The following is a 23,144-nucleotide window of genomic DNA, read 5'->3' as shown; positions in this document are numbered from 1 at the left end:
CAGCTGTTATTGATACATCAGACATATGAGAGTGCCGCCATGGAGCTGAGGCAGCTGCGCCAGTTCGTCGCCGTGGCCGAGGAGTTGCACTTCGGCCGCGCGGCCAAGCGCCTGCACATGACCCAGCCGCCGCTGACGATGGCGATCCGCCAGCTCGAGCTGTCCCTGGGTGTCGAGCTGTTCCGCCGCACCCGCCGCTCGGTCGCGCTGAGCCCGGCGGGTGCGGCGCTGCTGCCGGAGGCCCGCCGCCTGCTGGCCGAGGTGGAGCGCCTGGTCGAGCTGGCGCGCTCCGCCGACCAGGGCGGTCTGGGCCGGCTGCGGCTGGGTTTCGTCTCCTCGGTGGGCTACGGGCCGCTGCCGGCCTGGCTCAAGAGCTTCCGGGAGGTCTGGCCCGGGGTCGAGCTGGCGCTGCAGGAGGCGACGCTGGACGTGCAGCTGGCGGCCTTCGCGGCCGGGGAGATGGACGCCGGCTTCGTGCTGCATGCGCCGGGCGCCGGGCGGCTCGCCGGCTTCGAGTCGGAGGTGGTGCTGCGGGAGCCGCTGGTGCTGGCGCTGCCCAGCGACCACGTGTTGGCCGCGCAGCAGGCGCCGCCGCTGGCGGCCGTGCTGGCCGAGCCGCTGGTGATCTTCCCGCGCGGCATCGCGCCCTCGCTTTATGATGCGGTCCTTTCCTTGTACAGCGCGCACCAGTGCGCGCCGCACATCGGCCAGGAAGCCATCCAGATGCAGACCATCGTCAACCTGGTGTCGGCCGGCATGGGGGTGGCGTGGGTGCCCGAGTCGGTCACCCGGCTGCAGCGGCCCGGGGTTGTCTACCGGGCGCTTGAGGCCAGCGGGCTGGCCTGCGAGACCAGCCTGCTCTGGAGCCCCCGGCGCCAGCCGGTGGTGGACCGCTTCGTCGACCATGTGCGGGCGCGCGTGGGCTCGCTGACGGGCGGCCTGCCTGCCTACCCATCGATCCACAACAAGAAGGAAGCCTGATGCTGGTGCATCCCCAGTTCGACCCGGTCGCGATCCAGTTGGGCCCGGTGGCCATCCACTGGTACGGCCTGACCTACCTGGTGGCCTTCGGGCTGTTCCTCTGGCTGGGCTCGCTGCGCGTGCGCCAGCCGCAGCACGCGGCTGCCGGCTGGACCCGGCGGGATATCGAGGACCTGCTGTTCTACGGCGTGCTGGGGGTGGTGATCGGCGGGCGGCTCGGTTATGTGCTGTTCTACAAGCCCGGCCACTACCTGGCCCATCCGCTGGAGGCCTTCATGGTGTGGAAGGGCGGCATGGCCTTCCACGGCGGCCTGCTCGGCGTGCTGGTCGCGATGGCAGTGTTCGCCCGCCTGCGCGGGCGGCGCTTTTTCGAGGTCACCGACCTGATCGCCCCTTGCGTGCCGACCGGACTGGCCTCCGGGCGCATCGGCAACTTCATCAACGGCGAGCTGTGGGGGCGGCCGGCCGACCCCGGCCTGCCCTGGGCGATGGTCTTCCCGCAGTCCGGCAGCGACGTGCCGCGCCATCCTTCACCGCTCTATCAGTTCGCGCTGGAAGGCCTGCTGCTGTTCGTGCTGCTGTGGCTCTACGCCCGCAAGCCACGCCGGACGGGCCAAGTGTCGGGTGCCTTCCTGTTCGGCTACGGCCTGTTCCGCTTCATCGCCGAATACTTCCGCCAGCCCGACGACTTCCTCAACCTGTTGGCACTGGGATTGAGCATGGGCCAGTGGCTGAGCCTGCCGATGATGCTTGCCGGTGCACTGATCTGGGGGTGGTCCGGCCGCCGGCCCGCCTGAACGCCCCGTGTCGGGGCAGCGAAGGCCCAAAAAAATCGGTCTTTGCGACGTACAGACGCAAAGACCGGGAAGGGGCCAGGAGCCCTGAGGAGATAAGGAGCAATCGCCCAACAACAGGCAGGCGATTTGAAGCAAAAGCCGGGCCAGCGTCCTCAGGCGGCCAGCGCCTCCCCCTGGCCGTGACGGGTGTAGAGGAAATCGATCACGGCCTTGCGACAGGCGATGTACTCGGGGTTCTCGGCCAGCGCGACCCGGTCGCGCGGCCGGGGCAGCGACACCGGCAGGATCTCGCCTATCGTTGCCGCCGGGCCGTTGGTCATCATCACAATGCGGTCGGACAGCAGCACGGCTTCGTCGACATCGTGCGTCACCATCACGACCGTGCTGCGCGTGCGGTCGACAATTTTCAGCAGCTCGTCCTGCAGCCGCGCGCGCGTCAGCGCGTCGAGCGCGCCGAAGGGCTCGTCCATCAGCAGCACCTTGGGCTCCATCGCGAGCGCCCGGGCGATGCCCACGCGCTGTTTCATGCCGCCCGAGATTTCATGCGGCCGCTTGTGCGTCGCATGCGCCATGCCGACCAGTTCGAGCGCGGCCTGGGTGCGCTGCCGCAGCTGAGCCTTGCTTTCGCGCGAAGCGAACACCCGCTCCACCGCCAGGTGGACGTTGTCGAAGCAGGTCAGCCAGGGCAGCAGCGAGTGGTTCTGGAACACCACGGCGCGCTCCGGCCCCGGCGCGGCGATCTCGCGGTTGTCGCACAGCAGGGCGCCCGCGGTGGGGCGCAGCAGCCCGGCGATCAGGTTGAGCAGGGTGGACTTGCCGCAGCCCGAGTGGCCGATCAGCGTGACGAACTCGCCGCGTGCGACCGACAGGTCGATGCTGCGCAGCGCATGGAAACGGCCCTTGCGGGTGTGGAAGACCATCTCGGCGTTCTGCACCTGGATGAAGCGGGCGTGGGTGCTGGGGGGGGTGTTCATGACAGTGCTCCTCATTCCTCGAAGCTGAAGCGGCGGGCGATGGAGATCAGTGCCTGTTCGAGCACCAGGCCGACGACGCCGATGACGAAGATGGCGATCAGGATGTGGTGGACATTGAGGTTGTTCCACTCGTCCCAGACCCAGAAGCCGATGCCCACGCCGCCGGTCAGCATCTCGGCCGCGACGATCACCAGCCAGGCGGTGCCCACCGACAGGCGCACGCCGGTCAGCATGTAGGGCAGCACGGCCGGCAGCAGGATGCGCGTGATGACCTTCCACTCGCTGAGATTCAGCACCCGCGCGACGTTGAGGTAGTCCTCCGGCACCCGCTGCACGCCGACGGCGGTGTTGATGATCATGGGCCAGATCGAGCAGATGAAGATGGTCCAGATCGCCGCCGGGTTGGCCGACTTGAACACCAGCAGCCCGATGGGCAGCCAGGCCAGCGGTGACACCGGCCGCAACAGGTTCACCAGCGGCGAGACCATGCGGTTGAGCACCGTGAAGCGCCCGATCATGAAGCCCAGCGGGATGCCGACCAGCGCCGCCAGCCCGAAGCCGAGTGCGACCCGCTGCAGCGAGAACAGCACGTTCCAGCCTATGCCCTGGTCGTTGGGCCCGTTGCTGTAGAAGGGATCGCTGAAGATCTTCAGGGCTTCCGCAAAGGTGGCGGCTGGTGTCGGAAAGCTGCTGCTGCCGGCGGTCGCGAGGGCCCAGACGCCCACCAGCAGCGCCATGCCGGCCAGCGGCGGCAGGACCTTGAGGGCCAGGCCGCGCCAGTCGGTGCCAGGCCGCCGTGCCGTGGCGGCGGGCGATTCGGCAAGCGATGCGGCTGCCGGGGCGGCAGACGTCGACGTCACGCCGGGCGCCGGGCGTGCCGGTTCGGCGGGCGGCACGGCGACGTCGTTCACGGAAGGGTGGAAGACTGCACTGACCATGTCACATCTCCTGGAGGGCGGGGGGCCGGGGCCTCAGACCTTGACCTTGAAGCCGTCGGCGTAGCGGGCCGCGTCCTTGCCGTCCCACACCGTGCCGTCGATCAACTTGCTGCTGCGCGTCAGCTCCTTGGGCACGCTGGCCTTGGCCAGGCTGGCGGCCTGCTTGTAGAGCTCGACCTGGTTGACCTGCTGGGCCACGCCCAGGTAGTCGGGGTGGCTCTTGAGCAGGCCCCAGCGCTTGTGCTGGGTGAGGAACCACATGCCGTCGCTCAGGTAGGGGAAGTTGACCGCTCCATCGCTGAAAAACTTCATGTGGTGGGGGTCGTCCCAGGTCTTGCCCAGGCCGTTCTGGTAGCGGCCCAGGATGCGCTGGTTGATCGCATCCACGCTGGTGTTGACATAGGCCTTGTCGGCCACCGTCTCGGCCATCTTCAGCTTGTTCTGCAGGCTCGCGTCTATCCACTTGCCCGCTTCGAGGATGGCCGCCATCACGGCGCGGCAGGTGTTGGGGTGCTTCTTCACGAAGTCGGCGCTGGTGCCCAGCGTCTTTTCAGGATGGTCGCGCCAGATGTCCTGGGTGGTCACGGCGGTGATGCCGATGCCGTCCATGATGGCGCGGTGGCCCCAGGGCTCGCCGACGCAGAAGCCGTCCATGTTGCCGACCCGCATGTTGGCGACCATCTGCGGCGGTGGCACCGTGATGACCTTGGCGTCCTTGAAGGGGTTCACCCCGTAGGCCGCCAGCCAGTAGTACAGCCACATCGCATGGGTGCCGGTCGGGAAGGTCTGGGCGAAGGTGTACTCGCGCTTCTCGGCGGCCATCACTTTGGCCAGCGAGGCGCCGTCCACCGCGCCCTTGTCGGCGAGCTTCTTGGACAGCGTGATGGCCTGGCCGTTGTGGTTCAGGTTCATCAGCACCGCCATGTCCTTCTTGGGGCCGCTGACGCCCAGGTGCACGCCGTAGATCAGGCCGTACAGCACGTGCGCCATGTCGAGTTCGCCGTTGACCAGCTTGTCGCGCACGCCGGCCCAGGAGGCCTCCTTGGTCGGGACGATCTTCACGCCGTACTTCTTGTCGAAGCCCAGCACCGAGGCCATCACGACCGAGGCGCAGTCCGTCAGCGGGATGAAACCGATGCGCACCTCTTCCTTCTCGGGCTTGTCGGAGCCTTGCGCCCACACCGCGGTCCGCAGGCCGGGCAGCATGCCGGAGGCGCCGGCGGCGGCAGCGGCTTTGAGCAGGGAGCGCCGACCCAGGCGGCTCTTCTGCGACTCGTTTGTTTTCATGCGTCTCGACCTCATGTTCATCACGGGCACCAACAAAAAAGGCGTCCTCACACGTTCGTCGTTCGACGCAACGGTGGGGACGCCTTCGTCCTGATGTCGCGCGGTCTCGACCTTGAGCCCGCCGCATCGATAGGGAGATCGCCGTTGACCTCCGCAGGGGGTTAAGCAAACGCTGTGCCAGGCGGCCTGACGGTGTTTGCAGAGGGCTGTGCTGTTCGAAGCCCTGTACCGGTGCGGCAACCGCTTCCGTCGCACAAAGGGTGTGCGGGGGGCTGTCGCGCGGTGCGCCGGACCCCGGTCCGGCGACGTCGGCTCAGCCCAGCATGTCGGCGACGTCGAGCACGCGCTGCGCCACCTCCGCCAGCCGCAGGCCCTTGTCCATCGCGGTCTTGCGCAAGCGCTCGTAAGCCTCGGGCTCGGTCCAGGCGTGGCGGCGCATCAGCAGACCCTTGGCGCGTTCTATCGTCTTGCGTTCGTGCAGCTGGGTGCGCGCGTCGGCGAGCTCGCGCCGCAGGCCTTCCTCGTGCTGGAAGCGCGCCATCGCCACTTCCAGCACGGGCTTGACCCGCTCCGGCGCCAGGCCGGCGACGACGTAAGCGGTCACGCCGGCGGCGATCGCGTCGCGCACGTGACTGGTGTTGTGATCGTCGGTGAACAGCACGATGGGGCGGCGCGCCTCGCGGCTGGAGAACACCACGTGCTCCAGCGTGTCGCGCGCGCCGCTTTCGGCGTCGACGATGATCAGGTCGGGCTGGATCTGCGCCAGCCGCTCGGGCAGATAGAGGTCGGGCGGCAGCACCGCCACGATGTTGTAGCCGCTCTCCAGCAGGCCGATGCGCAGGCTGCGCGAACGCTCGGCCTCCCACCACGCCTGCGCGTCCGCGGGATCGGGCGCGAGCGTTTCAGGAGCGACGATGACGATGCGCAGGGCTTGCGGAGCGGACATGCGCGGACCGCGAGCAACATCCAGGCCAGCCGGGGCGCGGCCGGAAGGCAGGCCGGCCCGCCGCAGGGGAGCGGGTCAGCCACCTCGCGGCGCCTGGCGGCCCAGGGTGCGTTTGAGCCAGGCCAGCGAGCGGCTTGCCATCATCAGTGCCGCAGGTGCCACCGCACGGTCCCGCTCGATCAGCACCCCGCGGGTGCCCAGCTGCGCGAGAAACGACTTGACGGCGTCGCGGCCCAAGCCACTGGCGCGCACCAGCTGACCCAGGGGTACGTAGCCGTGCGACATCTGGTGCAGCATGCGCTGGTAGGCCGTGCGCTGGAAGGCGCTCGGCAACTCGGGCCAGCCGGACAGCTTGTATTCCTTCATGGGCCAGGATTTCCTGTAGGCCCTCGCGGTGGGTGCACCGGTCTAGGGTGCAAACCGCCCGAGCGGGCAAGGGGAGTGCAGGGGGGCGAGACTACCGTGATGTTTTCGCCCGGCCAGTGAGATTCCGCACATCAAACGCGCATTGCGAGTGTCAATGCGTGACAAATAGATCCCAAAGGCTGGCCGCGCGGGACCGGGGAAGGACTTTGTCGCTGCCGCTACACTTTGTCCCATGTTGGTGATCGGTATCGAATCCTCCTGTGACGAAACCGGCGTCGCGCTGGTGCGCGACGAAGGCGGCCGCGTGCCGCGCCTGCTGGCGCATGCCCTGCACAGCCAGGTCGAGATGCACCAGGCCTACGGCGGTGTGGTGCCCGAGCTGGCGTCGCGCGACCACATCCGCCGGGTGCTGCCGCTGGCTCGCCAGGTGCTGCAGGACAGCGGCGCGAGTCTCGCGGAGATCGACGTGGTGGCCTACACGCGCGGCCCGGGTCTGGCCGGGGCCTTGCTGGTGGGCGCCGGTGCCGCCTGTGCGCTGGCGGCGGCGCTCGGCAAGCCGGTGCTGGGCGTGCACCACCTCGAGGGGCATCTGCTGTCGCCCTTTCTGTCGGCCGACCCGCCGGAGTTCCCCTTCGTGGCCCTGCTGGTCTCGGGCGGCCACACGCAACTGATGCGAGTCGATGCCGTGGGGCACTACGAACTGCTGGGAGAGACCATCGACGACGCCGCCGGCGAAGCCTTCGACAAATCGGCCAAGCTGCTCGGCCTCGGGTATCCGGGCGGGCCGCAACTGGCCCGGCTCGCCGAGTTCGGCAATGAGACGGCCTTCGAGCTGCCGCGCCCGCTGTTGCACAGCGGCAACCTGGACTTCTCCTTCGCCGGCCTCAAGACGGCGGTATGGACCCAGGCGCGCAAGCTCGGCACCGACGTCTGCGAGCAGGAGCGCGCTGATCTCGCGGCCTCGACCCAGGCCGCCATCGTCGAGGTGCTCTTGAAAAAATCGCTCAAGGCGCTCAAGCAGACCGGGCTCAAGCGCCTGGTCGTGGCCGGCGGCGTGGGGGCCAACCGCTCGCTGCGGGATCAGCTCGACGCGGCCTGCGCGAAGCGGGGCGTGCGGGTGCACTATCCCGAGCTGTCGCTGTGCACCGACAACGGCGCCATGATCGCGCTCGCCGCCGCGATGCGGCTGCAGGCGGGCAGGGCGACGGCCCGGCGCGACTATGCCTTCGACGTGAAACCGCGCTGGGAGCTGGCGGCGGTTGAAGCGCCACCGCAGGCCCCGAAAAAAAGGTCGCCCGGGCGACCGTTTTTTTTTGCTTTGGCCCGGCCTCAGTTGACCTGGATCTTGATCGGTTGTGCGGCGGCAAGCTTGGGCAGGGTCAGCGTCAGCACGCCGTGCTCCAGCGTCGCCTGGGCCTTGGACTGGTCGACATCGGCCGGCAGCGTGAAGCTGCGGGCATAACGGGCCTCGGGGCGTTCACGGTGAAGCACGCGCGCGGCCGGCTCGCCCTCGGTGGCCGGCGCGGGACGGGCTTCGGCCTGCAGCTCGACACGCCGGCCTTCCACCGAGATCTTGATGTCCTCCCGGGCGACGCCCGGCAGGTCCACGGTCGCCACATAGGCCGTCGCGGTTTCGGCAATGTCCAGCACCGCGCTGCGGCGGGTCGCCTTGGCCGGGGGCGAGAACAGGCCGTCGTCCAGCAGGCGGTCGAAGGCACGCAGCAGGTCCGGACGGGCAGCGGTGGTGCGGGTCATCGGCAATACGAACATGGGGGCTCCTACAATCGTTGCAGTTGCTGCGCTGTTTGCAGCTCCATGCCGCAGGACTTGAGTGCGGCTTTTTTCTTTTCAAGATGCGCCTCGAACCCCGTACCCATTCCGTCACGATCGCGGCTGCCGCCTTGCTGGCCGCGCTGCCCCTCGGTGCCCGGGCCGAGCCCGCGCCCATCCGGCTGGCGCTGATCGAAGGCCTGTCGGGCAGCTTTGCCAATGCCGGCGAGGCGGTCCACCGCAACATCGCCTGGGCGGTGGAGCGCGTCAATGCACGCGGCGGCGTCAAGCTGCCGGGCGGCGCTCGCCGGCTCGAGCTGCTGCGCCTGGACAGCAAGGGCGCCAGCGAGGAAGCCTTGTCGATGTTCCGCGCCGCTGTCGACCAGGGCGTGGGTTTCGTGCTGCAGGGCAACAGCTCGGCGACCGCCGCTGCGCTGCTCGACGCGGTCAACAAGCACAATGCGCGCGAGCCGGGTCGCCAGGCGCTGTTCCTCAACTACTCGGCGGTCGACCCGGTGCTGACCAACGAGAAGTGCAGCTTCTGGCACTTCCGCTTCGATGCCCATGCCGACATGCGCCTGGCCGCCTTGATGGACGTGCTGGCCGCCGACCGCGGCGTCAAGCGGGTCTACCTGATCGGCCAGGACTACAGCTTCGGCCAGCACGTGGTGCGCAAGAGCCGCGAGATGTTGGCCGCGCGCCGCCCGGACATCGAGGTGGTGGGCGAGGAGCTGCACCCGCTGGGCCGCATCAAGGACTTCCTGCCCTATGCCAGCAAGATCAAGTTGTCCGGGGCCCAGGCGGTGGTCACCGGCAACTGGGGGAACGACCTGACCCTGCTGATCCGCTCGGCCCGCGAAGCCGGGCTGGATGCGAAGTTCTACACCTTCTACGGCAATGCGCTGGGCGCCCCGGCCGCGATCGGCGAGGCGGGTGTCGGCAAGGTGCTGGCGGTGGCCGAGTGGCATCCGAACGCCGGCACCGCCAGCTCGGACGCCTTTTACGCCTCGTTCCGCCAGCGCTTCCCCCAGCCGGCCGACGACTACGTGCACGCCCGCATGCAGGCCATGGTCGAGTTGCTGGTGCAGTCCATGGAGAAGGCCGGCAGCGCCGAGCCGGCCCGGGTGGCGCGGGCGATGGAGGGCGCGAGCTACGACGGTCGCACGCTGGGCGGGTTCCATTCCGGCCGCATGCGCGCCTCGGATCACCAGTTCATCCAGCCGCTCTACGTGAGCCAGATGCAACGCGCCGGCGGTGATGGCACCCGATTCGACAACGAAGGTTCGGGCTACGGCTTCAAGACCGTGAGATATCTCACGGCCCAGGCGACGGAGCAGCCCACCAACTGCCGCATGCAGCGCCCCTGAACCGCCCCGGGCGGCGCGCCGGGTTCGTGACGTATAATCCGGGATTCCTGCTTGTCAAGGCGCCTCCAGGGGCGGCTGATCGCGCAGGAAACAAGCACGGCGCGAGTTGGTTTCACCCGCGACCGCAAGTGAAAACGAAACCGACGGCTCTGTCACGGGCTGCGGTTTCCATTCAAGGAATCGAGAATGTCCGTTGCAGAAATGAACAAGGCCGAGATCATCAAGGCCAACGCCCGCGGCGCCGCCGACACCGGCTCGCCTGAAGTGCAGGTCGCCCTGCTGACCGCCCGCATCAACGAGCTGACCCCCCACTTCAAGCAGCACGCCAAGGACCACCACGGTCGCCGTGGCCTGCTGAAGATGGTCAACCGCCGCAAGCGCCTGCTGGCTTATCTGAAGGACAAGGACGCCGACCGCTACACCGCGCTGATCCAGAAGCTGGGCCTGCGCAAGTAATCCGCCGGCGATGAAAGAGAGCCTGTCTGGGATCGCCAGTACAGGCTCTTTGTTTTTGGAGCCCGTGCCGACGTAAAGCGTTGCTGTGTCATTCCAGGGGGGTTGGGCTGCAGCCCCGCTGGAATGGCATCCGCGCTACGGCGCACGGACTCCGGGCCAAATGCGCCGCCCGAAGGCGCACTTACTCTCTGGAGACACCAACATGAGTCTGTTCAATAAAGTCACCAAGACCTTCCAGTGGGGCCAGAACACGGTCCGCATGGAAACCGGCGAGATCGCTCGCCAAGCCACCGGCGCCGTGCTGGTCGACATCGATGACACCGTGGTGCTGGCCACCGTGGTGGCCGCCAAGAATCCCAAACCCGGCCAGGACTTCTTCCCGCTGACCGTCGACTACATCGAGAAGACCTATGCCGCCGGCAAGATCCCCGGCAGCTTCTTCAAGCGTGAAGGCCGCCCCAGCGAGCTCGAGACCCTGACCTCGCGCCTGATCGACCGTCCGCTGCGCCCGCTGTTCCCCGAAGGCTTCTACAACGAAGTCCAGATCGTCATCCACGTCCTGTCGCTGAACCCCGAGGTGGACGCCGACATCGCCGCGATGATCGCGAGCAGCGCCGCGGTGGCGATCTCCGGCATCCCGTTCAACGGCCCGATCGGTGCCGCGCGTGTCGGCTACATCAACGGCGAATACGTGCTCAACCCGGGCAAGACCCAGCAGACCACCTCGCGCCTCGACCTGGTGGTCGCCGGCACCGAGGCGGCCGTGCTGATGGTCGAGTCCGAGGCCGACCAACTGCCCGAGGACGTGATGCTGGGCGCCGTGGTGTTCGGCCACGAGCAGGGCAAGATCGCCATCAACGCCATCCACGAGCTGGTGCGCGAGGCCGGCAAGCCCGAGTGGGACTGGCAGGCCCCGGCCAAGGACGAGGCCTTCATCGCCAAGATCAACGGCCTGGCCGAAGAGAAGCTGCGCGCCGCCTACCAGATCCGCTCCAAGCAGGCCCGCACCCAGGCCACCCGCGAAGCCTATGCCTCCGTGAAGGAAGCCCTGAAGGCCGAAGGCGCCGAGTTCGACGAAGTGAAGGTCGAGAGCCTGCTGTTCGAGATCGAGGCCCGCATCGTGCGCAGCCAGATCCTGGCCGGCGAGCCGCGCATCGACGGCCGCGACACCCGCACCGTGCGCCCCATCGAGATCCGCACCGGTCTGCTGCCGCGCACCCACGGCTCGGCCCTGTTCACCCGCGGAGAGACCCAGGCCATCGTGGTCTCGACCTTGGGCACCGAGCGTGACGCGCAGATCATCGACGCGCTGAGCGGCGAGTTCACCGACCGCTTCATGATGCACTACAACTTCCCCCCGTTCGCCACGGGCGAGACGGGCCGCGTGGGCAGCCCGAAGCGGCGCGAGATCGGCCACGGCCGGCTCGCCAAGCGGGCGCTGATCCCGGTGCTGCCGGCCAAGGACGAGTTCGCCTATGCGATCCGCGTCGTGTCCGAGATCACCGAATCGAACGGCTCCTCGTCGATGGCCTCGGTCTGCGGCGGCTGCCTGGCGCTGCTGGATGCCGGCGTGCCGCTGAAGGCGCACGTGGCCGGTATCGCGATGGGCCTGATCAAGGAAGGCAACCGCTTCGCGGTGCTGACCGACATCCTGGGCGACGAGGATCACCTCGGCGACATGGACTTCAAGGTGGCCGGCTCGACCACCGGCGTGACCGCCCTGCAGATGGACATCAAGATCCAGGGCATCACGAAGGAGATCATGCAGGTCGCGCTGGCCCAGGCCAAGGAAGCCCGCCTGCACATCCTCGGCAAGATGGTCGAGGCCGTCGGCGGTGCCAAGACCGAGGTGTCGCAGTTCGCGCCGCGCCTGTACACGATGAAGATCAACCCCGAGAAGATCCGCGACGTGATCGGCAAGGGCGGTGCCACCATCCGTGCGCTGACCGAGGAGACCGGCACGCAGATCGACATCGCGGAAGACGGCACCATCACCATCGCGTCGACCGACACCGCGATGGCCGACCTGGCAAAGAAGAAGATCGAGGAGATCACCGCCGAGGTCGAAGTGGGCAAGGTCTACGAAGGCCCGGTCACCAAGATCCTCGACGGCATCGGTGCCCTGGTCAACCTGCTGCCCGGCAAGGACGGCCTGGTGCACATCAGCCAGATCGCCAACGAGCGCGTCAACAAGGTGCAGGACTACCTTGAGGTCGGCCAGGTCGTGAAGGTCAAGGTGCTCGAGACCGACGAGAAGGGCCGCGTCAAGCTGTCGATCAAGGCCCTGCTGGACCGCAGCGTCGGCGCGGCCGACCAGCAGCAGCAACAGCAGCAATAAGCCGCTGGCGGGAAGAGGGCGCGCCTGCCACCGTGCAGGCGCGCTTTTTCCCGTCCGGCGCCGACCGCTTCTCTTCTTTTCTCCCACCTTCCGAGCACCGTCCATGCAAGCCATCGAGATTGCCGAATACGGCGCGCCCGAAGTGCTGCGCCCGTGCCAGCGGCCGGACCCCGTCCCGGGCGCCGGCGAGTTGCTGATCCGCGTCCGTGCCTCGGGCATCAACCGCCCCGATGTGCTGCAGCGCAAGGGACACTATCCGGTGCCGCCGGGCGCCTCGGACCTGCCGGGCCTCGAAGTCGCCGGCGAGATCGTCTCGGGTGATGCCGATGCAATGGCCGCGGCCGGCTTCAAGCCGGGCGACCGGGTCTGTGCGCTGGTGCAGGGCGGCGGCTATGCCGAGCTGTGTGTGGCGCCGGTGGCCCAGTGCCTGCCGGTGCCCGAGGGCTGGAGCGACGTCGAGGCGGCCGGCTTGCCGGAGACCTTCTTCACCGTCTGGTCCAATGTTTTCATGCGCGGCCGTCTGGCCGCGGGCGAGACCCTGCTGGTGCAGGGCGGCACCAGCGGCATCGGCGTGACGGCCATTCAGCTGGGCAAGGCCTTCGGTGCCACGGTGCTGGCCACCGCCGGCAGCGACGAGAAGTGCGCGGCCTGCCTGAAGCTGGGCGCCGACCACGCCATCAACTACCGCAGCCAGGACTTTGCCGCCGAGACCCAGCGCCTCACGGGCGGCCGCGGCGCCGACGTGATCCTCGACATGGTCGCGGGCGACTACGTGCCTCGCGAGCTGTCCTGCCTGGCCGAAGACGGCCGGCTCGTGATCATCGCGCTGCAGGGCGGCACGCGGGCCGAGGTGGATCTGGCGAGCCTGATGCGGCGCCGTCTCACCATCACCGGCTCGACCTTGCGTCCGAGGCCGGTGGCCTTCAAGGCCGGGGTCGCGCGCGAGCTGCGCGAGCGGGTGTGGCCGCTGCTGGCCGAGCGCCGCATCGCGCCGGTGGTATTCCGCACCTTCACACCCCAGGACGCGGCTGCCGCCCATGCCCTGATGGAGTCCAATCAACACATCGGCAAGCTTGCGCTGGCCTGGTGAGCGGGCGCGAGCCCCTAAAATACTGCCCTTTTTGAGCGCGAACGGAGCGAATCAATGCGTCGGAAACTGGTCGTAGGCAACTGGAAGATGCACGGCAACCTGGCGGCCAATGCCGAGCTGCTGGGCGGGCTGCGCGCCGCCGAGCCTTTTGTCTGCGAGGCCGCCGTGTGCCCGCCGTTCCCCTACCTGGCGTCCTGCGTGCTGGCACTGCAGGGCAGCCACATCGGCCTCGGCGCCCAGGACTGCTCGGTGCACGAGCAGGGCGCCTACACCGGCGAGGTCTCGGCCGCGATGCTGGCCGACGTCGGCTGCCGCTATGTCATCGTCGGCCATTCCGAGCGCCGCGCCTACCATGGCGAGAGCGACCAGCTGGTGGCCGACAAGGCCAAGGTCGTGGTCAGCAAAGGCCTGGTGCCCATCGTCTGCGTCGGCGAGACGCTGGCCGAGCGCGAGGCGGTACAGACCGAGGCCGTGGTCAAGCGCCAGCTCTCCGCGGTGATCCACACGCTGGGCCACTGCGTGCCGCAGATCGTGGTCGCCTACGAGCCGGTCTGGGCCATCGGCACGGGCAAGACCGCCAGCCCCGAGCAGGCCCAGGAAGTGCACGCCCTGCTGCGGGCGCAGCTGCGCGCGGCGACGCCGCATGCCGACCAAATGAAGCTGCTCTACGGCGGCAGCGTCAAGGCGGACAACGCGGCAGCCCTGTTCACCCAAGCCGACATCGACGGCGGACTGATCGGCGGCGCGTCGCTGAAGGCCGCCGACTTCACCGCCATCTGCCGCGCCGCCCTTTGACGGGTGCCGGCGGGCCGCACCTTCCCTGGAGAATCTAGATGCAGTTTCTGACCACCTTCATCCTCGTCGTGCAGTTGCTGTCGGCGCTGACCATGATCGGCCTCGTGCTGGTGCAGCACGGCAAGGGCGCCGACATGGGTGCGTCCTTCGGCAGCGGCGCTTCGGGCAGCCTGTTCGGTGCCACCGGCAGCGCCAACTTCCTGTCGCGCACGACGGCCGTCTGCGCGACGCTGTTTTTCGTCTGCACGCTGGGCCTGGCCTACCTGTCGAACGCCCGGCCGACGACCGAGGCCGAGACCGTGCTGGACCGCGCCGTTCCGATCGCGCCGGCTGCCTCCGGCGCCGGCGCTTCCCAGATCCCCGGCGCCGCCCCGGCGGTGACGCCCGGTGTCGCGCCCGCCGCCTCTGAAGCGGCCCCCGCGGCAAGCGCCGCTACCGCTCCGGCCTCCGGTGCCGCGGAGATTCCGGCGAAATAATGTGACTGAAGCAGCAGCGTTCTTGAGAACGCACTGCTTTGGGGTTAGAATGCGAGGCTGTTCGGGGAGCTACTCCTCATGCAAACCGAACATCCCGTGACCGGGGTGGCCAGTACGCATACCTCCGAAGTTCTTGCTTGCGATGCTTGCGATCTTCAGGAAACTACAATGCGGGGCGCCTCAGGAGTCGCAGGCCGACGTGGTGAAATTGGTAGACACGCTATCTTGAGGGGGTAGTGGCGAAAGCTGTGCGAGTTCGAGTCTCGCCGTCGGCACCAAAATATTCAACGGTGCGGTTCTCATCCGGTGCCGCACCGGGCGCCCTGGAAGTTGTCTGCAATGGGGCAAGTCAGGGAAAAGTGGGCGTGCTGGACAGCGGTGTTGCCGCTGGGAACAGCGCGCCTTCTTTTTGCCGGGACTTCACTGCAAGCCGGATCTCTGAAGACTTTTCGCGCAGCCAACCTCTGATACCTACGAGCCACGCGTCCAAGAGCATCATGAGCCTCGACCAGTACCTCCCTGTCATCCTGTTCATTCTGGTCGGCGTCGCGGTCGGCGTGGCACCCCAGGTGCTCGGCTTCGTGCTCGGTCCGCGCCGTCCCGATCCGGCCAAGAACTCCCCCTACGAATGCGGCTTCGAGGCCTTCGAAGACGCCCGCATGAAGTTCGACGTGCGCTACTACCTGGTGGCGATCCTGTTCATCCTGTTCGACCTCGAGATCGCCTTCCTGTTTCCGTGGGCGGTGTCACTGCGCGAAATCGGCCCCGCCGGCTTCTGGGCCATCATGATTTTCCTGGGCATCCTCGTCGTGGGTTTCGTCTACGAGTGGAAGAAGGGTGCCCTGGACTGGGAATGACGCGAGGACTATCGCTATGAGTATCGAAGGCGTTCTGAAGGAAGGTTTCATCACCACGACGGCCGACAAGCTGATCAACTGGTCCAAGACCGGATCGCTTTGGCCCATGACCTTCGGCCTGGCCTGCTGCGCGGTCGAGATGATTCACGCGGGCGCGGCCCGCTACGACATCGACCGCTTCGGCATGCTGTTCCGCCCCAGCCCGCGCCAGTCCGATCTGATGATCGTGGCCGGCACGCTGTGCAACAAGATGGCCCCGGCCCTGCGCAAGGTCTACGACCAGATGGCCGAGCCGCGCTGGGTGCTCTCGATGGGCTCTTGCGCCAATGGCGGCGGCTACTACCACTACAGCTACTCGGTGGTGCGCGGCTGCGACCGCATCGTGCCGGTCGACGTCTACGTGCCAGGCTGTCCGCCGACCGCCGAAGCGCTGCTGTACGGCATCCTGCAGCTGCAGAGCAAGATCCGCCGCGAAAACACGATTGCCCGCTGAGCCCCGCGCATCATGAAGATCCAAACACTCCAGGAGCGCCTGCAGGCCGTGTTCGGCGACAAGCTCAAGCGTGTCGAGCAGGACTTGGGCGAGCTGACCATCACCGTGAGCCCGGCCGACTACGTTGCCGTGGCGCAGACCCTGCGCGACGATGCCCAGTTGCGCTTCGAGCAGCTGATCGACCTCTGCGGCCTGGACTACTCCAGCTACGCGGATGGTCGCTACGAGGGCCCGCGCTACTGTGTGGTCACCCACCTGCTCTCGCTCACGCACAACTGGCGCCTGCGTCTGAAGGTTTATGCCGCCGACGACGACCTGCCGGTGGTGCCTTCGGTCAACGAGGTCTGGAACGCCGCCAACTGGTTCGAGCGCGAAGCCTTCGACCTGTTCGGCATCGTCTTCGACGGCCATCTCGACCTGCGCCGCCTGCTGACGGATTACGGTTTCATCGGCCACCCCTTCCGCAAGGACTTCCCGGTCACGGGCCACGTGGAGATGCGCTACGACGCCGAGCAGAAGCGCGTGATCTACCAGCCGGTGACGATCGAGCCGCGCGAGATCACGCCGCGGGTGATCCGCGAAGAGAACTACGGCGGCCTGTCGCACTGAGCCAGAGGTAGATCGTGGCAGACATCAAGAACTACACCCTCAACTTCGGTCCACAGCACCCCGCGGCACACGGCGTGCTGCGTCTGGTGCTGGAGCTCGACGGAGAGGTGATCCAGCGCGCCGACCCCCACATCGGCCTGCTGCACCGCGCCACCGAGAAGCTGGCCGAGAGCAAGACCTTCATCCAGTCGCTGCCCTACATGGACCGTCTCGACTACGTGTCCATGATGTGCAACGAGCACGCCTACTGCCTCGCCATCGAGCGCATGATGGGCATCGAGGTGCCGATCCGCGCGCAGTACATCCGCGTCATGTTCGCCGAGATCACCCGGCTGCTGAACCACCTGCTGTGGCTCGGCGCGCACGGGCTGGACTGCGGCGCGATGAACATGCTCATCTACTGCTTCCGCGAGCGCGAGGACCTGTTCGACATGTACGAGGCGGTCTCGGGCGCGCGCATGCACGCGGCCTACTTCCGTCCGGGCGGCGTCTACCGCGACCTGCCGGACAGCATGCCGCAGTACAAGGTTTCGAAGCTCAAGAACCAGAAGGTCATCGACAAGCTCAACGAGAACCGCCGCGGCTCGCTGCTCGACTTCATCGAGGACTTCACCCGCCGTTTCCCCAAGCACGTCGACGAGTACGAGACGCTGCTGACCGACAACCGCATCTGGAAGCAGCGCACCGTCGGCATCGGTGTGGTCTCGCCGGAGCGCGCGCTCAACCTGGGCTTCACCGGTCCGATGCTGCGCGGCTCGGGCATCGCCTGGGACCTGCGCAAGAAGCAGCCCTACGACGTCTACGACCGGCTCGACTTCGACATCCCCCTCGGCACCAACGGCGACTGCTACGACCGTTATGTCGTGCGCGTCGAGGAGATGCGCCAGTCCAACCGCATCATCCAGCAGTGCATCGATTGGCTGCGCAAGAACGAAGGCCCGGTGATCACCGACAACCACAAGGTGGCGCCGCCTTCGCGGGTCGAGATGAAGTCCAGCATGGAGCAGCTGATCCACCACTTCAAGCTGTTCACCGAAGGCTTCCACGTGCCCGAGGGCGAGGCCTATGCCGCCGTCGAGCATCCGAAGGGCGAGTTCGGCATCTACCTCGTCAGCGACGGCGCCAACAAGCCCTATCGCCTGAAGATCCGGGCCCCCGGTTTTGCCCACCTGGCCGCGATGGACGAAATGTCGCGCGGCCACATGATCGCCGACGCCGTGGCCGTGATCGGCACCATGGACATCGTGTTCGGAGAGATTGATCGATGATCTCTGAAGCCACCAAGGCGCGTTTCGCGCGCGAGGTCGCCAAGTACCCGGCGGACCAGAAACAATCGGCCGTGATGGCCTGCCTGTCCATCGTGCAGCAGGAGCAGGGCTGGGTCTCGCCCGAGGCCGAGAAGGACGTTGCCGAGTATCTCGGCATGCCCGCGATCGCGGTGCACGAGGTCACGACCTTCTACAACATGTACAACCAGCAGCCGGTGGGCAAGTTCAAGCTCAACGTCTGCACCAACCTGCCTTGCCTGCTGCGCGACGGCAAAAACGCCGCCGAGTACCTGAGCAAGAAGCTGAACGTCGAGCTCGGCGGCACCACCGCCGACGGCCTGTTCTCGCTGCAGGAATGCGAATGCCTGGGCGCCTGCGCCGACGCGCCGGTGATGCTGGTGAACGACCGCCAGATGTGCAGCTTCATGACGCCCGAGCGCCTCGACGCGCTGGTCGAAGAGCTGACCGCGGCCGCCAAGCAAGGGGTGAAGTGATGTTGGACCTCTCCAAGTTCCAGGCCACCGGCCGCGAGACCTGCTTCCACGACCGCCACATCCAGCCCCAGATCTATGCGGGTCTGGACGGCAGCAACTGGCGCCTCAAGGACTACGAGGCGCGCGGCGGCTACCAGGCCCTGCGCAAGATCCTCACCGAGGGGCTGACGCCCGACCAGGTGATCGCCGAGGTCAAGGCCTCCGGCCTGCGCGGCCGCGGCGGCGCGGGCTTCCCGACCGGGCTGAAGTGGAGCTTCATGCCGCGCCAGTTCCCGGGGCAGAAGTACCTGGTGTGCAACTCCGACGAAGGCGAGCCGGGCACCTGCAAGGACCGCGACATCCTGCGCTACAACCCGCACATCGTCATCGAAGGCATGATCATCGCGGCCTACGCGATGGGCATCGCCGTGGGCTACAACTACATCCACGGCGAGATCTTCGAGGTCTACGAGCGCTTCGAAGCGGCGCTCGAAGAGGCGAGGGCGGCCGGCTACCTGGGCCATGCCATCCTCGGCAGCGGCTTCAGCTTCCAGCTGCATGCCCACCACGGCTTCGGCGCCTACATCTGCGGCGAGGAAACCGCGCTGCTCGAGTCGCTCGAGGGCAAGAAGGGCCAGCCGCGCTTCAAGCCGCCGTTCCCGGCCAGCTTCGGCCTCTACGGCAAGCCGACCACGATCAACAACACCGAGACCTTCGCGGCGGTGCCCTGGATCATCCGCAACGGCGGTGACGCGTACCTCAAGATCGGCAAGCCCAACAACGGCGGCACCAAGATCTTCTCGGTGGTCGGCGACGTCGCGCGGCCCGGCAACTTCGAGATCCCGCTGGGCACGCCCTTCTCGACGCTGCTGGAAATGGCCGGCGGCGTGCACAAGGGTCGCAAGCTCAAGGCCGTGATCCCCGGCGGCTCGTCCGCGCCGGTGCTGCCGGCCCACATCATGATGGACCTGACGATGGACTACGACGCCATCTCCAAGGCCGGCTCCATGCTGGGCTCGGGCGCGGTCATCGTGATGGACGACAGCCGCTGCATGGTCAAGTCGCTGCTGCGGCTGAGCTACTTCTACATGCACGAGTCCTGCGGCCAGTGCACGCCCTGCCGCGAAGGCACCGGCTGGCTCTGGCGCATGGTGGAGCGGGTCGAGAACGGCAAGGGCCGCCCCGAGGACCTGGACTTGCTGAACTCGGTGGCCGACAACATCCAGGGCCGCACGATCTGTGCGCTGGGCGACGCGGCCGCGATGCCGGTGCGCGCGATGTTGAAGCATTTCCGCGACGAGTTCGCCTACCACGTAGAGCACAAGACCTGCCAGGTCCCAGCCTACGTCTGACTGACATGGACATGGCGTCCCGGTCCCGCCTGAGCACGCTGCCCCGCCCTGGGGCAGGTGCCGTTTCGGGGGACGCCCTGCGAAAGACACACCATGGTTGAAATCGAACTGGACGGCAAGAAGGTCGAGGTGCCCGAGGGCAGCATGGTCATGCATGCGGCCGAGAAGGCGGGCACCTACGTCCCCCATTTCTGCTACCACAAGAAGCTCTCGATCGCCGCCAACTGCCGCATGTGCCTGGTCGACGTCGAGAAGGCGCCCAAGCCCATGCCCGCCTGCGCGACGCCGGTCACGCAGGGCATGATCGTGCGCACCAAGAGCGACAAGGCGGTCAAGGCGCAGCAGGGCGTGATGGAGTTCCTGCTGATCAACCACCCGCTGGACTGCCCGATCTGCGACCAGGGCGGCGAGTGCCAGCTGCAGGACCTGGCCGTGGGTTATGGCGGCTCGTCCTCACGCTACACCGAGGAAAAGCGTGTCGTGCTGGCCAAGGAGGTCAGCCCCATCGTCTCGCTGGCCGAGATGTCGCGCTGCATCCACTGCACCCGCTGCGTGCGTTTCGGCCAGGAAGTGGCCGGCGTGATGGAGCTGGGCATGATCCACCGGGGCGAGCACTCCGAGATCACCACCTTCGTCGGCGCGACCATCGACTCCGAGCTGTCGGGCAACATGATCGACCTTTGCCCGGTCGGCGCCATCACCAGCAAGCCGTTCCGCTACACCGCCCGCACCTGGGAGCTGTCGCGCCGCAAGTCGGTCAGCCCGCACGATTCGACCGGCTCCAACCTGGTGGTCCAGGTCAAGGGCGCCAAGGTGATGCGCGTGCTGCCGCTGGAGAACGAGGACGTCAACGAGTGCTGGATCGCCGACCGTGACCGCTTCTCCTATGAAGCCCTCAACAGCGACGAACGCCTGACCACCCCGATGCTCAAGCAGGGCGGCCAGTGGAAGGCGGTCGACTGGCCGACCGCGCTGGAATACGTGGCCAACGGCTTGAAACTCATCAAGGCCGAGCACGGGCCGCAGGCCATTGGCGCGCTGGGCACCGCCCACAGCACGGTCGAGGAACTGCACCTGCTCGCCAAGCTGGTGCGCGGCCTCGGCAGCGAGAACGTCGACCACCGCATCCGCCACGCCGACTTCGCCACGACCGGCAGCGCCCGCTGGCTCGGCATGCCGATCGCAGGGCTGTCCAAGCTGCAACGCGCGCTGGTGATCGGCTCTTTCCTGCGCAAGGATCATCCGTTGTTCGCGCAGCGCCTGCGCCAGGCGGTGCGGCAGGGCGCCCAGGTGCACAGCCTGCACGCGGTGCAGGACGACTGGCTGATGAAGCTGGCCAGCCAGACCACCGTCGCGCCGAGCGCCTGGCCGCAGGCCCTGGCCGACATCGCCGCCGCGATCGCCGCCGAACGCGGTGTGAACGCGCCGGCGCAAGGCGAGGCGACCGAAGCCGCCAAGGCCGTTGCCGCCTCGCTGCTCAGCGGCGAGCGCAAGGCGGTGCTGCTGGGCAATGCCGCAGCCCAACATCCGCAAGCCAGCACGCTGCTGGCGCTGGCGAACTGGATCGGCGAGCAGACCGGCGCCAGCGTCGGCTACTTCGGCGAAGCCGCCAACAGCGTCGGTGCCCAGCTGGCCGGTGCGCTGCCGGGTGCCGGGGGCCTGAACGCCGCCCAGATGCTCGCGCAGCCGCTCAAGGCTTACCTGCTGCTCAATGTCGAGCCCGAGCTGGATGCGGCCGACGCCGCCCAGGCCGCCGCGGCGGTGCAGGGTGCCGAGATGGTCGTCGCGATGAGCGCGTTCCGCACCGCGGCGGTCGAGTACGCCGACGTGCTGCTGCCGATCGCGCCGTTCTCCGAAACCTCGGGCACCTTCGTCAATGCCGAAGGCCGCGCGCAGAGCTTCTACGGTGTCGTCAAGCCCACCGGCGAGACGCGTCCCGCCTGGAAGGTGCTGCGGGTGCTGGGCAACATGCTGGGCCTGCCCGGCTTCGAGTTCGAAACCTCGGAAGAGGTCCGCACCCTCGCGCTGGGCGACACGGCGCAGCTGGCGTCGCGCCTGGGCAACCAGGCCGCGGCCGCCCCCGCGCCGGCAGCCCGCAGCGCCGGCGGCCTGGAGCGTGTCGCCGAAGTGCCGATCTACTCGAGCGACGCGCTGGTGCGCCGGGCCCCCTCGCTGCACCTGACGCGCGACGCCGCGCCGCCGGTCGCCGGCCTGAACGCCGCGCTGTTCGCGCAGCTGGGCCTGAAGGACGGCGACGTGGTGCGCGTGAGCCAGGGTGCGGCCTCGGCCGTGCTGCCGGCGCGGCTCGAAGCGGGCCTCGCCGAGGGCTGCGTGCGGGTGCCGGTCGGCCACCCGGCCACCGCCACGCTGGGCGCGATGTTCGGCGCCGTTTCGGTCGCCAAGGCGTGATGCCGGAGTTGAAGCATGCTTGACACCCTCACCACCTTCGGCCAGTCCACTCTCGGCGGCCTTTGGCCGGTCGTCTGGACCCTGGTCAAGATCGTCGCCGTGGTGCTGCCGCTGATGATCTGCGTCGCCTACCTGACGCTCTGGGAGCGCAAGGCCATCGGCTGGACGCAGATCCGCCCTGGCCCCAACCGGGTCGGCCCCTTCGGCCTGCTGCAGCCCATCGCCGACGCGGTGAAGCTGATCTTCAAGGAGATCATCCAGCCGACCGCCGCCAACAAGGGCCTGTTTTTCCTGGCCCCCATCATGACCATCATGCCGGCGCTCGCCGCCTGGGCCGTGATTCCCTTCGGTCCGGACGTGGCGCTGGCGAACATCAACGCCGGCCTGCTGTTCCTGATGGCGATCACCTCGCTGGAGGTCTATGGCGTGATCATCGCCGGCTGGGCCTCGAACTCGAAGTACGCCTTCCTGGGCGCGCTGCGCGCCTCGGCCCAGATGGTGTCCTACGAGATCGCGATGGGCTTCGCCTTTGTCATCGTGCTGATGGTCTCCGGCAGCCTCAACATCACCGACATCGTGATGGGCCAGGGCCAGGGCAGCTTCGCCGACAAGGGCCTGACCTTCCTGTCGTGGAACTGGCTGCCGCTGCTGCCCATCTTCGTGGTCTACGTGATCTCGGGCATCGCCGAGACCAACCGCCACCCCTTCGACGTCGTCGAAGGCGAGTCGGAGATCGTCGCCGGCCACATGATCGAGTACTCGGGCATGTCCTTCGCCATGTTTTTCCTGGCGGAGTACGCGAACATGATCCTGGTGTCCGTCATCGCGGTGCTGATGTTCCTGGGCGGCTGGCTGCCCCCGCTCGACATCGCCCCGCTGAACTGGATCCCCGGCTGGATCTGGCTGGGCCTGAAAACCTTCGTGGTCGTGACCCTGTTTCTCTGGGTGCGCGCCACCTTCCCCCGCTTCCGCTACGACCAGATCATGCGTCTGGGCTGGAAGATCTTCATCCCCGTCACGCTGGTCTGGCTGGTGCTGGTGGGTTTGTGGATCCAGTCGCCCTGGAACATCTGGACCTGGCAACCCGGCGTTTGACGAGGTA

At 67.6% G+C, this 23,144-nt stretch carries 22 protein-coding genes, 1 tRNA gene and 1 pseudogene; 18 read left to right on the top strand and 6 right to left on the bottom strand.

Going from position 1 to position 23,144, the window contains the following annotated elements; translation table 11 throughout:
* Positions 1-39 precede the first annotated feature (39 nt).
* Complete coding sequence (locus OOT46_RS09935; protein WP_265403445.1) at positions 40-981, top strand: LysR substrate-binding domain-containing protein; 942 nt, start codon at positions 40-42, stop codon at positions 979-981.
* Positions 981-1,778 carry a prolipoprotein diacylglyceryl transferase gene (lgt, locus tag OOT46_RS09930; RefSeq protein ID WP_265403444.1) on the top strand — a complete coding sequence of 266 codons (798 nt, stop codon included), beginning with the start codon at positions 981-983 and terminating at the stop codon, positions 1,776-1,778. Before OOT46_RS09935 ends, lgt begins: the two co-directional genes overlap by 1 nt.
* Before the next feature lie 152 nt (positions 1,779-1,930).
* Here lgt and OOT46_RS09925 read toward each other — a convergent pair whose 3' ends face one another.
* The 5 genes from OOT46_RS09925 to OOT46_RS09905 all read right to left on the bottom strand — a co-directional run bounded on the left by OOT46_RS09925 (position 1,931) and on the right by OOT46_RS09905 (position 6,289).
* Positions 1,931-2,752, bottom strand: coding sequence for an ABC transporter ATP-binding protein (locus tag OOT46_RS09925; RefSeq protein ID WP_265403443.1), 822 nt, complete (start codon positions 2,750-2,752; stop codon positions 1,931-1,933).
* A gap of 11 nt (positions 2,753-2,763) precedes the next feature.
* Positions 2,764-3,690, bottom strand: a complete 927-nt coding sequence (gene ntrB, locus OOT46_RS09920) for a nitrate ABC transporter permease (protein ID WP_265403442.1) — start codon at positions 3,688-3,690, stop codon at positions 2,764-2,766.
* A gap of 33 nt (positions 3,691-3,723) precedes the next feature.
* Complete coding sequence (locus OOT46_RS09915; RefSeq protein ID WP_265403441.1) at positions 3,724-4,977, bottom strand: CmpA/NrtA family ABC transporter substrate-binding protein; 1,254 nt, start codon at positions 4,975-4,977, stop codon at positions 3,724-3,726.
* Between the two features lie 313 nt (positions 4,978-5,290).
* On the bottom strand, positions 5,291-5,923 hold the full coding sequence (locus OOT46_RS09910; RefSeq protein WP_265403440.1) for an ANTAR domain-containing response regulator: 633 nt from the start codon (positions 5,921-5,923) through the stop codon (positions 5,291-5,293).
* A 75-nt stretch (positions 5,924-5,998) separates the two neighbouring features.
* Positions 5,999-6,289: a hypothetical protein gene (locus OOT46_RS09905; RefSeq protein ID WP_265403439.1), complete on the bottom strand. Its 291-nt coding sequence runs from the start codon at positions 6,287-6,289 to the stop codon at positions 5,999-6,001.
* Between the two features lie 232 nt (positions 6,290-6,521).
* Between OOT46_RS09905 and tsaD the strand changes: the two are divergent.
* Positions 6,522-7,571 (top strand): annotated as a pseudogene (tsaD, locus tag OOT46_RS09900) (tRNA (adenosine(37)-N6)-threonylcarbamoyltransferase complex transferase subunit TsaD); the annotation flags it as partial.
* A gap of 47 nt (positions 7,572-7,618) precedes the next feature.
* Here the strand turns inward: tsaD and OOT46_RS09895 are convergent.
* Positions 7,619-8,059, bottom strand: coding sequence for an Hsp20/alpha crystallin family protein (locus tag OOT46_RS09895; protein WP_265403438.1), 441 nt, complete (start codon positions 8,057-8,059; stop codon positions 7,619-7,621).
* Between the two features lie 83 nt (positions 8,060-8,142).
* Here OOT46_RS09895 and OOT46_RS09890 point away from each other — a divergent pair, with 83 nt between their 5' ends.
* From OOT46_RS09890 to nuoH, 15 genes are all read left to right on the top strand, one after another.
* Entirely contained in the window at positions 8,143-9,426 is a 1,284-nt protein-coding gene (locus tag OOT46_RS09890; RefSeq protein WP_265403437.1) for a branched-chain amino acid ABC transporter substrate-binding protein, read from the top strand.
* Positions 9,427-9,612: 186 nt separating this feature from the next.
* On the top strand, positions 9,613-9,882 hold the full coding sequence (gene rpsO, locus OOT46_RS09885) for a 30S ribosomal protein S15 (RefSeq protein ID WP_265403436.1): 270 nt from the start codon (positions 9,613-9,615) through the stop codon (positions 9,880-9,882).
* A 202-nt stretch (positions 9,883-10,084) separates the two neighbouring features.
* Complete coding sequence (pnp, locus tag OOT46_RS09880; RefSeq protein ID WP_265403435.1) at positions 10,085-12,220, top strand: polyribonucleotide nucleotidyltransferase; 2,136 nt, start codon at positions 10,085-10,087, stop codon at positions 12,218-12,220.
* Between the two features lie 103 nt (positions 12,221-12,323).
* Entirely contained in the window at positions 12,324-13,310 is a 987-nt protein-coding gene (locus OOT46_RS09875; RefSeq protein WP_265403434.1) for an NAD(P)H-quinone oxidoreductase, read from the top strand.
* 54 nt (positions 13,311-13,364) lie between these two features.
* Entirely contained in the window at positions 13,365-14,105 is a 741-nt protein-coding gene (tpiA, locus tag OOT46_RS09870; RefSeq protein WP_265403433.1) for a triose-phosphate isomerase, read from the top strand.
* Positions 14,106-14,143: 38 nt separating this feature from the next.
* On the top strand, positions 14,144-14,581 hold the full coding sequence (gene secG / locus OOT46_RS09865) for a preprotein translocase subunit SecG (protein ID WP_265403432.1): 438 nt from the start codon (positions 14,144-14,146) through the stop codon (positions 14,579-14,581).
* Positions 14,582-14,774: 193 nt separating this feature from the next.
* Positions 14,775-14,859 (top strand) — tRNA-Leu (locus tag OOT46_RS09860).
* A gap of 219 nt (positions 14,860-15,078) precedes the next feature.
* Positions 15,079-15,438, top strand: a complete 360-nt coding sequence (locus OOT46_RS09855; protein WP_265403431.1) for an NADH-quinone oxidoreductase subunit A — start codon at positions 15,079-15,081, stop codon at positions 15,436-15,438.
* Positions 15,439-15,454: 16 nt separating this feature from the next.
* Positions 15,455-15,931 (top strand): NuoB/complex I 20 kDa subunit family protein, encoded by a 477-nt coding sequence (locus tag OOT46_RS09850; RefSeq protein ID WP_265403430.1) that lies wholly within the window; start codon positions 15,455-15,457, stop codon positions 15,929-15,931.
* A 12-nt stretch (positions 15,932-15,943) separates the two neighbouring features.
* Positions 15,944-16,540, top strand: a complete 597-nt coding sequence (locus OOT46_RS09845; protein WP_265403429.1) for an NADH-quinone oxidoreductase subunit C — start codon at positions 15,944-15,946, stop codon at positions 16,538-16,540.
* 14 nt (positions 16,541-16,554) lie between these two features.
* Entirely contained in the window at positions 16,555-17,808 is a 1,254-nt protein-coding gene (locus OOT46_RS09840) for an NADH-quinone oxidoreductase subunit D (protein ID WP_265403428.1), read from the top strand.
* Entirely contained in the window at positions 17,805-18,302 is a 498-nt protein-coding gene (nuoE, locus tag OOT46_RS09835) for an NADH-quinone oxidoreductase subunit NuoE (protein WP_265403427.1), read from the top strand. The genes OOT46_RS09840 and nuoE overlap by 4 nt, the downstream gene beginning before the upstream one ends.
* Positions 18,302-19,633, top strand: coding sequence for an NADH-quinone oxidoreductase subunit NuoF (gene nuoF / locus OOT46_RS09830; RefSeq protein ID WP_265403426.1), 1,332 nt, complete (start codon positions 18,302-18,304; stop codon positions 19,631-19,633). Before nuoE ends, nuoF begins: the two co-directional genes overlap by 1 nt.
* Positions 19,634-19,726: 93 nt before the next feature.
* Positions 19,727-22,042 carry an NADH-quinone oxidoreductase subunit NuoG gene (gene nuoG / locus OOT46_RS09825; protein WP_265403425.1) on the top strand — a complete coding sequence of 772 codons (2,316 nt, stop codon included), beginning with the start codon at positions 19,727-19,729 and terminating at the stop codon, positions 22,040-22,042.
* 15 nt (positions 22,043-22,057) lie between these two features.
* Positions 22,058-23,137, top strand: coding sequence for an NADH-quinone oxidoreductase subunit NuoH (gene nuoH / locus OOT46_RS09820; protein ID WP_265403424.1), 1,080 nt, complete (start codon positions 22,058-22,060; stop codon positions 23,135-23,137).
* Positions 23,138-23,144: the final 7 nt, after the last annotated feature.

The organism is Aquabacterium sp. A7-Y (assembly GCF_026153205.1).
Classification (GTDB): Bacteria; Pseudomonadota; Gammaproteobacteria; order Burkholderiales; family Burkholderiaceae_C; genus Caldimonas.
Note: the sequence above shows the minus strand (reverse complement) of the source record. Positions and strands in the feature narration are given on the sequence as shown.

Bases quoted from the DNA above. Each gene is read 5' to 3' on its own strand.
- pnp (WP_265403435.1), top strand. From the start codon at position 10,085: ATGAGTCTGTTCAATAAAGTCACCAAGACCTTCCAGTGGGGCCAGAAC.
- tpiA (WP_265403433.1), top strand. From the start codon at position 13,365: ATGCGTCGGAAACTGGTCGTAGGCAACTGGAAGATGCACGGCAACCTG.
- secG (WP_265403432.1), top strand. From the start codon at position 14,144: ATGCAGTTTCTGACCACCTTCATCCTCGTCGTGCAGTTGCTGTCGGCG.
- OOT46_RS09875 (WP_265403434.1), top strand. From the start codon at position 12,324: ATGCAAGCCATCGAGATTGCCGAATACGGCGCGCCCGAAGTGCTGCGC.
- OOT46_RS09855 (WP_265403431.1), top strand. From the start codon at position 15,079: ATGAGCCTCGACCAGTACCTCCCTGTCATCCTGTTCATTCTGGTCGGC.
- nuoH (WP_265403424.1), top strand. From the start codon at position 22,058: ATGCTTGACACCCTCACCACCTTCGGCCAGTCCACTCTCGGCGGCCTT.
- OOT46_RS09935 (WP_265403445.1), top strand. From the start codon at position 40: ATGGAGCTGAGGCAGCTGCGCCAGTTCGTCGCCGTGGCCGAGGAGTTG.
- lgt (WP_265403444.1), top strand. From the start codon at position 981: ATGCTGGTGCATCCCCAGTTCGACCCGGTCGCGATCCAGTTGGGCCCG.
- ntrB (WP_265403442.1), bottom strand. From the start codon at position 3,690: ATGGTCAGTGCAGTCTTCCACCCTTCCGTGAACGACGTCGCCGTGCCG.
- OOT46_RS09890 (WP_265403437.1), top strand. From the start codon at position 8,143: ATGCGCCTCGAACCCCGTACCCATTCCGTCACGATCGCGGCTGCCGCC.
- OOT46_RS09925 (WP_265403443.1), bottom strand. From the start codon at position 2,752: ATGAACACCCCCCCCAGCACCCACGCCCGCTTCATCCAGGTGCAGAAC.
- OOT46_RS09910 (WP_265403440.1), bottom strand. From the start codon at position 5,923: ATGTCCGCTCCGCAAGCCCTGCGCATCGTCATCGTCGCTCCTGAAACG.
- OOT46_RS09905 (WP_265403439.1), bottom strand. From the start codon at position 6,289: ATGAAGGAATACAAGCTGTCCGGCTGGCCCGAGTTGCCGAGCGCCTTC.
- OOT46_RS09895 (WP_265403438.1), bottom strand. From the start codon at position 8,059: ATGTTCGTATTGCCGATGACCCGCACCACCGCTGCCCGTCCGGACCTG.
- OOT46_RS09845 (WP_265403429.1), top strand. From the start codon at position 15,944: ATGAAGATCCAAACACTCCAGGAGCGCCTGCAGGCCGTGTTCGGCGAC.
- nuoG (WP_265403425.1), top strand. From the start codon at position 19,727: ATGGTTGAAATCGAACTGGACGGCAAGAAGGTCGAGGTGCCCGAGGGC.
- nuoE (WP_265403427.1), top strand. From the start codon at position 17,805: ATGATCTCTGAAGCCACCAAGGCGCGTTTCGCGCGCGAGGTCGCCAAG.
- nuoF (WP_265403426.1), top strand. From the start codon at position 18,302: ATGTTGGACCTCTCCAAGTTCCAGGCCACCGGCCGCGAGACCTGCTTC.
- OOT46_RS09915 (WP_265403441.1), bottom strand. From the start codon at position 4,977: ATGAAAACAAACGAGTCGCAGAAGAGCCGCCTGGGTCGGCGCTCCCTG.
- rpsO (WP_265403436.1), top strand. From the start codon at position 9,613: ATGTCCGTTGCAGAAATGAACAAGGCCGAGATCATCAAGGCCAACGCC.
- OOT46_RS09850 (WP_265403430.1), top strand. From the start codon at position 15,455: ATGAGTATCGAAGGCGTTCTGAAGGAAGGTTTCATCACCACGACGGCC.